6 protein-coding genes are annotated in these 11,262 nt (G+C 46.1%); 1 reads left to right on the top strand and 5 read right to left on the bottom strand.

Going from position 1 to position 11,262, the window contains the following annotated elements:
- Window positions 1-39: 39 nt before the first annotated feature.
- The 3 genes from V5T57_RS06825 to V5T57_RS06815 all read right to left on the bottom strand — a co-directional run bounded on the left by V5T57_RS06825 (window position 40) and on the right by V5T57_RS06815 (window position 4,093).
- Window positions 40-954 carry a type IV pili methyl-accepting chemotaxis transducer N-terminal domain-containing protein gene (locus V5T57_RS06825; RefSeq protein WP_332890429.1) on the bottom strand — a complete coding sequence of 305 codons (915 nt, stop codon included), beginning with the start codon at window positions 952-954 and terminating at the stop codon, window positions 40-42.
- A 302-nt stretch (window positions 955-1,256) separates the two neighbouring features.
- Window positions 1,257-1,559 carry an STAS domain-containing protein gene (locus tag V5T57_RS06820; RefSeq protein WP_332890428.1) on the bottom strand — a complete coding sequence of 101 codons (303 nt, stop codon included), beginning with the start codon at window positions 1,557-1,559 and terminating at the stop codon, window positions 1,257-1,259.
- Window positions 1,560-2,251: 692 nt separating this feature from the next.
- Entirely contained in the window at window positions 2,252-4,093 is a 1,842-nt protein-coding gene (locus tag V5T57_RS06815) for a GNAT family N-acetyltransferase (protein WP_332890427.1), read from the bottom strand.
- 556 nt (window positions 4,094-4,649) lie between these two features.
- Between V5T57_RS06815 and V5T57_RS06810 the strand changes: the two genes are divergently transcribed.
- Window positions 4,650-5,246, top strand: coding sequence for a NapC/NirT family cytochrome c (locus V5T57_RS06810; RefSeq protein WP_332890426.1), 597 nt, complete (start codon window positions 4,650-4,652; stop codon window positions 5,244-5,246).
- Window positions 5,247-6,048: 802 nt separating this feature from the next.
- On the opposite strand, the gene V5T57_RS06805 is transcribed toward V5T57_RS06810, so the two are convergent.
- Together V5T57_RS06805 and V5T57_RS06800 are read right to left on the bottom strand one after the other, a co-directional pair.
- Window positions 6,049-8,190, bottom strand: coding sequence for a putative bifunctional diguanylate cyclase/phosphodiesterase (locus V5T57_RS06805; RefSeq protein WP_332890425.1), 2,142 nt, complete (start codon window positions 8,188-8,190; stop codon window positions 6,049-6,051).
- A 171-nt stretch (window positions 8,191-8,361) separates the two neighbouring features.
- The gene (locus tag V5T57_RS06800; protein WP_332890424.1) at window positions 8,362-11,010 is read right to left on the bottom strand and encodes an ATP-binding protein; all 2,649 of its coding nucleotides are present in this window, start codon (window positions 11,008-11,010) and stop codon (window positions 8,362-8,364) included.
- Window positions 11,011-11,262 lie beyond the last annotated feature (252 nt).

The following is an 11,262-nucleotide window of genomic DNA, read 5'->3' as shown; positions in this document are numbered from 1 at the left end:
CAAGTGATGGGGAGGGTATACCCTCCCCATCAGCGGGATTTATTTGGCGGCCTCTTTTTCATACATCTTAACGGCCTTATTCATCTGTTTAAGTAATGGCAGGTTGGTCTTTGCCAATGTTTGAATTTTATCCATAGGGATAGAGGATGTCGCAGGGTCTGCCCCAAATGCCACGATGGGTTTAAAGCTTGTCCACAATCCATTAACCACACCTAACTGCGTGCGGATCGTTTCACTCTTTGTCCCTGGAAGGTCGAGTGTCGAGTCACCATCAAGCAGGCCTTTTAAGGTCCGCTCAAAAAGTGAGTAGGTCTCAAGTAGGTTCAGCTTATTATTTTCGGTGTCATGCCCATAGGCGGCTAATAGAAACTCTTTGCTCATTTTTTGTGTGAGCATACGTTGTTTCCCCGAGAGATTAATGGTCACAGCCAAGCCTGGGTCAGCTTTCATACCCGCTTTACTGGCATCTTTTTCATAAAGCTTAACACCTTTGTTCATTTGCTTAAGCAGGGGTAGGTTTTGGGCGGAAATAAGATCGATTTGCTCTTTGCTAACACTGCCAGAAGCTAAGATAGCATCAATAACGGGTTGAAAAGACCCCCAAATCTTTTCAACTTTGCCGAGCTGACGGCGAATACGCTTGGTGTTGGTTGGTGGCAACTTGAGATCTGCATCACCATCACGCAACCCTTTTAAGGTTTTGTCAAAAAGTGCAGCGGTTCCTTTAAGGTTTGTGAGGTTTGCGGCTTTATCAACATCCAGAGCAATGAGCATGACTTCCTTACTCATTTTCTGAGTAAGCATGCGCTGTTTGCCCGATAAGTTGAGCACTACGCCATATTCAGCTGCCGTTGGTCCACCCATGGCGTGGAGCTGGACAGGAATTAGGCCAACCAGTAGTAGCAGAGCCCAAACCATTGGGCCTACCCGTTTTTGCCATCTCAAACGTGCCATTTTTCCCCCCTTATTGGGAATGGATGAAGGTGGGCTATAACGCCGCATCAATCGTGCAGACTGCAATTTCCCACATAATAGGGAAATGATCTATATCAGGAATTTCTAATGCGGGAAATGATGTCTAAGCCCAGCCATATTAAAGAAACTTGGCGTTCATTGTATGGGTATCAAAGGCTGGAAAAATTGATATAGATCAAAATACAAGCCTAAAGGTCACAAATTGTTTCACATCAGAGATGAAGGCATGGTCCAACGGGGTATAGATATAATTTATGACTCTGTGTTTAGTAAAATAGAGCTTAAAAGGGTGTGGTGAGTGTAAAGCAACGGTGGAGTTGATGATTGGTTAGATAATTCTCAATATGCTTAGGGGGAGAGGCCAAAATAATATGTTTCTCAGGGCCAAAATTTTGCCGTAAAGCGGCCAGTAACCCCAGGCCAGTACCATCCATGCCTGTTAACCCACCCATAAAAATAACCATTTTTTCTGCCTGCATATGTGGATGTAGAGCATCGCTAAAGCTGTTTAAAAGTGAATGGTTAAAAAAACCACGTAGAAAGACATTAACAACGTCACCATTTCGCACAACATGTACAGACATCAGCCCATCCCTGGTTCTGTGGTTATCACGCAGGTTCACTATTATATTTTTAAGTGTAGATATCAATATATGAATATGTGTGATGTAAACAGCAGGGTGTTGGTATTTACATGTTTTGCGCGGATGTTATATATAAGCTGATAAGCTGTTGTAACAGGGGGGGAGAGCAGGAGGATCGATGAAAATCTGTTACACTTTTTCCGATGAGAGGTTGGTTGGATCATTTTTAGACAGATATGCTGATTTTTTATACACAGGGGTTACGTTTTGTTCGTCAGCAACCTTAATAGAGTTGCTCAGCTGAACGTGCTTAGCCAACGTTGTGTTACGGTCTAAGGGCCGGGGATGGCGGTGATAAAATACTTGCCAGCAACCGCTTCTAAAAGAAAACCACCCATCATGAGTTTGGTGAGATCTGACCATCTGTTCAGTTCTATCTAAATAGATCCCCCAACGGACTTTTCTGACATATCCACCATGCAACCATGGTGATCGTTGCATATGCTGCTTTACCCCTTATCTCTCTGATATAGCGAGTCTGATCTTATATATCATGGGCGTAAAACTGTCCTTTAATGAATCTTTATCGGAAGGTTTATCCTGAGGGCGTGCGCTTGAATAAGAGAAAGGGGAAAGAAACGGTGCAGAGGCATGGAAAAGAGCATAACCCCTCTTTTCCATGCCTCTCAGTTTTATTCTGGGTCCAGATCGTATCCCATGCAGACTTCCATTGGATCATCCGAAGGGGCCCGGACGAAGTTCATTTTCTCCAGGGCTTTGAGCATCGGGGTGTTTTCAGGACGTACATAGGCCACCATACGGCGTATGCCACGCTGTTTGGCAATTTCAGATAACCGTTTGATCAGGGTTTGGGCCAAGCCATTGCCACGCATGGTTTCACGGACGACAAATGCAACTTCCCCTAAATTAACTTCCGGTATGTAGTAGTAACGTCCTACCGCTTCAATTTGTTCGATCACACCTTCTTTACGGATAATGCAGAGCGCGGGGTCTTTGTCCTGATCAACATTGACCAGAGAGTACGCTTTTTCACGAGACATCTGTTCCGGGTTAAACCGGTAGCGCAGAAGTTTGGTTTCCTGAGTATGTGAGTAGAAAAACTCCTGCAGATGGCGTTCATCCGAGGGGTGTAGGGGGCGTAAGAAAAAGTGTCCATCAATTTTCAGTTCAACTTTTTCCATTTCCACTTCTCCAAACTCCTTCAAAGAAGTGCCATGAACCTTTTGATAACTTGGTACCCAAAAATGATCCCGGACTTTTTCCAGTAGCCAATCCCGGAAATCTGGATGTGCGACCTGGATCAACTCCAAAGCACGTTCACGGATACTTTTCCCCCTTAATGAAGCGATCCCATACTCTGTCACAACATAATGTACATCCCCTCGCGAGGTTACGACCCCTGAGCCTTCTGCAATAAAGGGCACAATACGTGAGATGGTCCCATCTTTAGTCGTGGAGGGCAGGGCGATAATGGGGCGCCCGCCTTTACTGAGGTTCGCACCACGAATGAAGTCCACTTGGCCACCAATACCGCTATAAAACCGATGACCAACCGAGTCTGAGACCACCTGTCCGGTTAGATCGACCTCAATGGCAGAGTTAATGGCGACCACCTGATCATTCTTACCAATGGTTGCTGGGTTGTTCACATATTCTGAGGGTAAAAATTCAATGTGGGGATTTTCATCGACATAGTCATAGATGCGTTTGGTGCCCATACAGAATGAGGTCACACTACGGCCACGTTGGGTGTTTTTGAAGCGATTGTTAATATTACCACTCTGCAGTAGATCAATCACACCATCACTAATCATCTCACTATGCAGACCCAAATCATTATGTTGATTCAGGCTTGCTAACACTCCATTGGGAATACTGCCAATACCCAATTGTAAGCAGCTTCCATCTTCGACCAACATGGAGACGTATTGGCCGATTCGATGGCTGACATCATCAACCTTTTGTAGGGGGAGTTCTACAACTGGGGTATTGATCTCAACTGCATAATCGATCTGATTAATATGGATAAAACTCTCCCCAAAGGTTCGTGGCATATACGCATTGATTTGTGCGATAACATGCTTGGCATGGCGAACTGCGCTGGAGACAACATCCACTGAAACACCTAGAGAGCAGTACCCGTTTACATCCGGTGGGGTAACTTGAATGATTGCAACATCTAGAGGAAGAATACCCTCCTCAAACAGCGCAGGTACCTCTGAAAGAAAGGAGGGCGTGTAATCGGCATAACCATCTCGTACGGCCTCTCTTGGGCCACGGCCTAGAAAAAGAGAGTTGAGACGGAGATGATCTTTATATTTTTCTTCTGCCCATGGGGTATCCCCCAAGGTGAGAATATGGGTTAGCTCAATATCATGGAATTGATCAATATGGGCAAGAAGTTGATCAACAACAGCGACAGGGCTTGCAGCATTAGAGCCTATAAACACACGATCGCCTGCCTTAATGACCCGTTTCCACTCTTTCTTACCAAGAACTGAAACCACTTCCATGCTATCCACTCCTCAATTCCCTGTAATCCACAGGCCCTATTGGCCTTGAAATTTAGGGGAGAGCCTCACCCCCCTACCTCCTGTATGCGCCTGCTTGGAGGAAAAGTCTATAGCCTGATTTGAAATAAGGATGATCACCCGGCGTTATGTAAGCAACCCGTTATATGTTCTGCAAAAAGTCACAAAAAAATAACGATAATGAAGAGGTTTTTTCATGAAAAAGAGCCTCTTTTGGGCCTGTTTTTAAGAGGTTTTTTTATGATTAAAATATGGTCTGGCATTATAAAAATGATTTATTGATGAAAAAAAAACCAAAAATGTGCCATTTCTCGATATAATTCAGTTTTTCCCAGCGTAAATATTTAGTAGATTGATACGCTGAATTCCAAAATGATGTGTTTATGATATTTAGAGTCCGTTTTTTTGCTCTAAATTAATAGGGGGGCTCCTGAACCTGGGGGGGACAGGGAGCTTGTGCAGATGGCTGCATGGATCAGGCTGAGATCGATCCTCATGGAGTCAGGCTGTATACGCAGAGCGTATGAGGAGGAAGTAGATGCGTTGGTTGAAATCTTTGTGGCAACTCCTGCGTCAACCCAGCAGTAAATATCCCTTAGGGATTTTAGTTGCTGTGGGTGGTGTGGCTGGCATTCTGTTTATTGGTACACTTCAGTTTGGTCTGGCGACGACCAATAGTCTGGAGTTTTGTGTCTCCTGCCACTCTATGCAGTTCCCCTATGAAGAGTATAAGGACTCCCCACACTATCGTAATCCCTCAGGTGTGCGTGCCACATGTGCTGACTGTCATGTACCCCATGATAAAGATCTAACAGGGTGGATTGACAAAATGATTGCCAAGGTCATGGCAGCCAAGGATGTCTACCATGAGATCTTAGGAACCGCCAGTACCAAAGAGAAGTTCGAGGCGCACCGCTGGACCATGGCGAACCGCGTATGGGACAAAATGCGTGAGCGTGGTTCTAAAGAGTGTCTGCACTGCCATAACTTTGAGTTCATGGACTTTGGTGAACAAGACCGCATGGCCAGTAAGCGACACAAACGAGCCGTGGAAAATGGTAAGCACTGCATCGACTGTCATAAAGGTATTGCTCACGAAGAACCTGAAGAGCCTGAAGAGGAAGAAAAGAGCTAAGCTACTTTTCCAATAGAACTCAGTATTCAAAAGCGCACCTCTTTGAGGTGCGCTTTTTTATTTGTTTTCTAGTTCCCGTTGGTGGGGCTGTGTCATGGTTTGATGGTGTATATGGATATTGACTCAGTGAAGGGGCTAAAAGGGAAAAACTGATACATCTGTGGATAGGTGGGTTTGAGAACGTCCCTTTTAAGCTAGGATTCTAGCCATTGATATGATGATGCTTACACCACCATCCAGATGAATGAGTAACTCTATGCCCTCTACAAGATGCCATCCTTTATTTTATCATTCGGAATCAGCATCTCGCGGTATGTTGGGCTTATGGAAGAAGAGGGCTGAGCTGTGTGAGAGCAGAAATCTTTGGCCATGGTTGCAAAAGGGGCTGTATTTTGAGCTCGAACAAACAGGAGAAGCTACGTAATGACGCGGTTCAATCTGATCATCTACGAGAAAGTGTGCACTAGGTTATCAGCTCCTCTTCCTGAGTTCATAGCATGGATAGAAGCTGTATAAAAACCCTCTGTTATTCCCTTCCTGTGAGGGGTATAAGCGTGCTCAGAAGTGGGGGAGGGGTGTAGAGGCGTGGACTAAATAGCGTGCTACCTGATCGATGTCAGTGTGTACCTGCTGTTTTATTCTATGGTAAACGGTCAGCAGTATGATGGGTATGTAGAGTGGGTTTGTGTCAGGTTCACAACCATGATGGAAATAAAAACCTGGCTTTAGATCAAAGTGGGCGATGTTCTTCTGGAATAAGAATACCTAGTAGGTGGGGATACATGGGGTCATTTTTGGGTGTTTAAGCATCCCCTACGCTTAACTGATCCCATTTTGTCATAACTTCATCCAACGGTAGTGGCTTGCTGTAGTAAAAGCCTTGTATCAGATGACAGCCCGACTGGGTGATGAATGAGCGCTGGGCTTCATTTTCAACCCCTTCTGCAACCACATCTAACCCTAAGTTTCGGGCTAGGGAGACGATCGCCTCCAAAATAGCCTGGTCTGCTTTATCTTTTTCTACGGTCTGCACAAAAGCACGGTCAACTTTAAGTGTATGAAAGGGGAACCGCTTCAGGTAGGCCAGAGATGAATAGCCGGTACCGAAGTCATCCAGGGCGATATGAACACCAAGATCAACCAGTTCTTTCAACAGTGCAGTGGCTTGATCCACACTCCCCATAACGGTGCTTTCTGTTATCTCTAATTCCAGCCGCTGAGGGGGGATTTTATGCTCTTTCAGGGCCTGTTTAACGACATCGACCAATCCTTCCTGGGTGAACTGTCTGGGGGATAAATTGGCCGAAAGCACCACAGGTGGAAAGCCTTTTTTATCCAACAAGGCAATATCACGACAGGTTCGGTTAATAACCCAACTGCCCAAAGGAATAATGAGCCCCGTCTCTTCTGCAATGGGAATAAAATCTCCTGGTGAGATAATTTCACCTTCTGGGGTAATCCAGCGTACCAGAGCTTCAAAGCCTGAGACCTGTGGATCATCGCCACAGCTCACTTTAGGTTGATAAAAGAGTGTAAGTTCTTCCTGCTCAATCGCTTTACGTAAACGACCTTCCAAGCTCAAGCGCTTGGAAGCGCTCTGCTCCATCGTTTGGGTGAAGAAGGTAAAGGTATCTCCACCACTGGCTTTAGCACGACCTAACGCAGAGTCGGCATAGCGAATTAAAGTCGTGGTTTCTGTACTGTCATCAGGGTTGATACTAATACCGATGCCAGCTGTAAAGACCAGCTCTGTCTCTTTAATTTTTATGGGTTCTGCAAGGGTGGTTTGAATTTTTCGCAGAACGGACAAAATGGATTGGGTTGAGAGAAGATCACGAGTAATAAAGCCAAACTCATCACTGCCCATCCGTGCGACCGTATCACCCGCACGTAGGGTTTTTTTAAAACGTTGGGCCATTTCAGTAAGAATAAGGTCACCCACCTCATGTCCTAATGAGTCATTGACCTTACGGAACCCATCCAACCCTAAAAGGATAACAGCTACTTTTTCACTGCTGCGTCGGGCGTGGGTCAATACCTGCTGAAGACGGTCAGAAAACAGGGTGCGGTTAGGTAACCCGGTTAAAGCATCCTCATGGGTTGCTGTCTGGGTTGGGTTGGCCTGTTTGCTCTGTTCGCTTAGGTCTCTAACCACCACCACATAACTTTGTGGTTCCCCTGTGTGATCTTTGATCAAGTTGACACGAACTTGTTCTTGATAGAGTTCACCATTTCGACGGCTGTTTTGCCACTGAACATGCCAACTGCCATCCGATCGCACATGATCTAGGATTTCACTTAATCCTGAGTGGGTCTCCATACACGGGCCACTTCGGCAAAGTTGTGCTGGCTTAGCCAGTAGCTCTTCCCAATGGTAACCACTGATAATGCTGTAGGCTTCATTGGCGGTTTGAACCAAACCTTGATGATCCAGTAACAAGACCCCCTCTTGGGTATTATCATAGAGGGTATTAACCAAGCGTGCGTAGTAGGTCAGCTGATCTTTGGCCTGAATCAGCATAGCCTCAAGGCTCTCTAAGCGGTCACTTAAATGCCGGGTCTCTTCCATCGAGTGAAAAGCAACCCATAACCAGGAGGGCTCGTTAGGTTCTTTTATAATCATGAAGTAGGCTTCTACTTCAATAGGGTGCTTTGTCTGCTGGTAGGGATATGTTTTTGTAAAGCGTACCAACGGTGCCCCTGGCTGGCAGGAGATCAACTCATCTGCCATACCAAAGTCAGGGCGACTGGCGTCAAGCTCTGGAAAAAACAGTTGGATGTCCAGTTTTTGATCTGAGCTCTGTTCGGTAATTTTTAAGAGTTTACGAGCACGGCTATTTAAATAGTGCAGGGTGCCGTTATGATCCACACCAACAATGGCCACAGGAATCCATTGGCTTGGAAAATGAGCAGGCAGCAACATCTGTTTCGAAGGCTTCTTCATCAATAGGGATATCCAGTCCAGGCTGTGTAACCGTTCCAAGCCTTTAGCGTCATGCGCTTAGTGTTCTTAAACTTTATCTGCACGTTCGGTTTGAACTCTCTAAATCTTAAGCACTAGCGTAAGTATAAACAGGTCTTAGCCAGCTTGCACCCTTCGATGTATTTAAAGTGATTACCCATCATCGGGTAGATCTCTCTTTGGTGTTGGTGTCAGCAAGCGGGTTGCTTCTTGAACAAGCTCTTTACCAAGCAGGGGTTTCATTAAGTACGCTTGTATGCCCATCTTTATGGCCTGATCTTCATCCAACTCTTCACTATAACCGGTGCAGAGAATAATTGGGATATCTTCCCGCACAGAGAGAGCCTGTTTGGCCAACTGCGAGCCAACCATGCCTGGCATATTATGATCGGTGATGATCAGATCAAAGGCATCTGGCTGTGACTGAAAGGCCTCCCATGCCTGCAATGGGTTTGGGAAGGGTTGTACATAAAAACCAGCCCGTTTGAGTTGCATCTGTGCGGCTTCCAAGACATCTGGTTCATCATCCACCAGCATAATACTGGCTTCAGGTATACCTTGTGGAATTTCCCCACGATTACTCGGCGGTGTTAGCGTTGGTTGATCAAACTCTTTTTCCAGAGTGGGTAGATATACATGAAAAACACTGCCGACCCCAACTTCACTCTCTACCGTTACGGTTCCTCCATGTTTATGGACAATCCCATGAACCACAGAGAGACCCAAGCCTGTGCCTTCCCCGAGCTTACTGGTTGTGAAAAAAGGATCAAAAATATGTTCTAGATGGTGGGAAGGAATACCACAACCACTATCCCGTACGGATGTACAGATATAGCTACCCTTTTTTAGCGCACTAGGCAGATCGTCCTGAAGGTCTCTACGCTGTAAGGTGACGGTCAGTGTTCCGCCTTGATCTTTACGCATGGCACGGGCAGCGTTGGTACAAAGATTCATGAGCACCTGTTGGAGCTGGGTAGGGTCTGCTCGAACCAGCACCTCCATTTTAGGTACATCTGTTACGATTTGAATGGAGCTGGGTAGGGTTGCACGTAGTAATGTTAGGGCTTCGCGGATCACTGTAATCGGATCCATGGCCACCATCCCTTCATCAGAAGGGCGACTAAAATCTAACAAGCGCTTAACCAGATCCCGGGCACGATTGCCAGCATCATAGACCTGTTTTAGGTTTCGATAGGCTCGGCTCTCTTCTGGAACCTGATTGAAGGTCAGTTCTGTAAAGCCCAGGATGGCACTGAGTATATTGTTAAAATCATGAGCGATTCCACCTGCTAAGGTACCCACAGCTTCCATTTTACGGGCTTGACGTAGCTGATTTTCCATACCTTTTCGGTCGGTAATATCTTGAATAACACCGACAAGACCAGCCACTTCGCCATTGTTGTTATAGAAGACACCTTTATTAAGGATGATGTCATGGCGCAGACCATCGGCGTAGGTAAGTACCGTTTCGTAGGATTGCTTGCCACCATTGAGAAACAGAAACTGGTCGGTTTGATCGTAATGACGGGCAAGGTCAGGAGGAACGATGTCAAAAACGGTTTTCCCGACCAATTGTGCACTTTCCAGACCTAGGACATCCTCAAAAGCTTTATTACACCCAAGGTAGCGTCCATTACTATCTTTGTGGAAGACCGGTGTTGGAATATTATCCAGCAGAACATTTTGGAAGTGGAGTTGATCTTTCAGTTGATTGACAGCATCTTGCTGAGTCGTAATATCCCTAGCCACCATCACGACAGAGTCTGGCTGTTGACTTCCGCTCTGTCCAAAGGGGGTTAGGCGTGCCTCAAACGTATAGGCTTTTTCACGGCCTATGATGGTAAATGTTAAAGTCTGGAGCCGGCCTGTAATCAGGGTTCGGGAGATCGCTTCGGTGAGATGTTCTGCCTGATCATGTACAAACAATCCTTCCAGGGTATGGCCTGGAGTTTGTAGCGCATAGTTTCGTAACAGCTCCTCGTGGGTGGTGAGGATCTCTAGACACCGGCCTTCTTTACTCACCAGAAAAACCAAGTCAGGTAGTGCATTAACTACGGCACGTAAACGCGCTTCATTATGAAGGCTTTCCCCCAATACTTGCCGGTATTGGGTAAGCATGGTGTGCATATGGGCAGCCAGCTCTCCAAGCTCATCATTTTCATGGCCAGCAGGGGGGTGAATGCCGGTACGTGTCGCGTCATGGGGTCCTGTATGGTCAAGGTCATCAATCATGACCTTGAGGGGTTTGGTCAGTCTAAGATGGAACAAAAGTGTAAGAATAAATGCCAGACCAATGGTGCGAAACATCGTATCCAGAATAGTCAGAGAGGCTCTGACTAGAAAATCCTCAGCAATGCGAGGCCCATCTAGCTGTACAGTCAACAACCCTACAGCCTGCTGTTTGGGTTTATGTATTTCCAAAGGTTGCTGAAAATCAGTTTGTTCCCCCAATAACCAAAGCGCCAGGGTATCGGTGACATGGGTATCGTGCAGCGCTGAGCGTGATGCCAATTCATGGCCAAAGTCATCCCGCAGTGCAGCCCAGCGGATAGGACCATAGGCAAAGAGACTATCCATGACCTCTTCAGCCAACTGTTTATCCAGTTGATAGGAGGCCAAAGCGGCAGAGTGAGACATCATTTCCAGAATTTGGGTGACAGTCCGATCGATGCGCTCCCGTTCACGGCTAAGATCCGTTGTAATTTGGATCACACTCGCTAGAAGTGCCAGCACAAAAGCAACCACAAAAACCTGAATGGAGAGCCGTTTACTTAGGGTAGTACTCACCATATGTCGGACCATCCTGCTTTCCCTTCCTGCCAGAGTTGTATGCTCAAGTCATTCCGTTAAACATGCATGACTAGAATGCAATATCTTGATTCAAAAAGAATAGGAAATAAAAATAGGATAGAGTGTTTCTCTTTAGAAGGCGTGGTCTAAAAAATGCAGCTTGGTTAAGATGGGACATAAATGGTGCCCATCTTACGGATAGTTTTTAAGTTGCTGGAGTGACTCTAGCCCGATGAATAGGTATGGGGAGGTCATTATGACCAC

The sequence above is a fragment of the Magnetococcus sp. PR-3 genome (genome assembly GCF_036689865.1).
Lineage (GTDB): Bacteria > Pseudomonadota > Magnetococcia > Magnetococcales > Magnetococcaceae > Magnetococcus.
This window is presented reverse-complemented; position numbering and strand designations above follow the sequence as displayed.

What these genes read in the sequence shown, in the direction of transcription:
- V5T57_RS06825 (WP_332890429.1), bottom strand. Translation starts at nt 954, where the DNA reads ATGGCACGTTTGAGATGGCAAAAACGGGTAGGCCCAATGGTTTGGGCT.
- V5T57_RS06820 (WP_332890428.1), bottom strand. Translation starts at nt 1,559, where the DNA reads ATGTCTGTACATGTTGTGCGAAATGGTGACGTTGTTAATGTCTTTCTA.
- V5T57_RS06815 (WP_332890427.1), bottom strand. Translation starts at nt 4,093, where the DNA reads ATGGAAGTGGTTTCAGTTCTTGGTAAGAAAGAGTGGAAACGGGTCATT.
- V5T57_RS06810 (WP_332890426.1), top strand. Translation starts at nt 4,650, where the DNA reads ATGCGTTGGTTGAAATCTTTGTGGCAACTCCTGCGTCAACCCAGCAGT.
- V5T57_RS06805 (WP_332890425.1), bottom strand. Translation starts at nt 8,190, where the DNA reads ATGAAGAAGCCTTCGAAACAGATGTTGCTGCCTGCTCATTTTCCAAGC.
- V5T57_RS06800 (WP_332890424.1), bottom strand. Translation starts at nt 11,010, where the DNA reads ATGGTCCGACATATGGTGAGTACTACCCTAAGTAAACGGCTCTCCATT.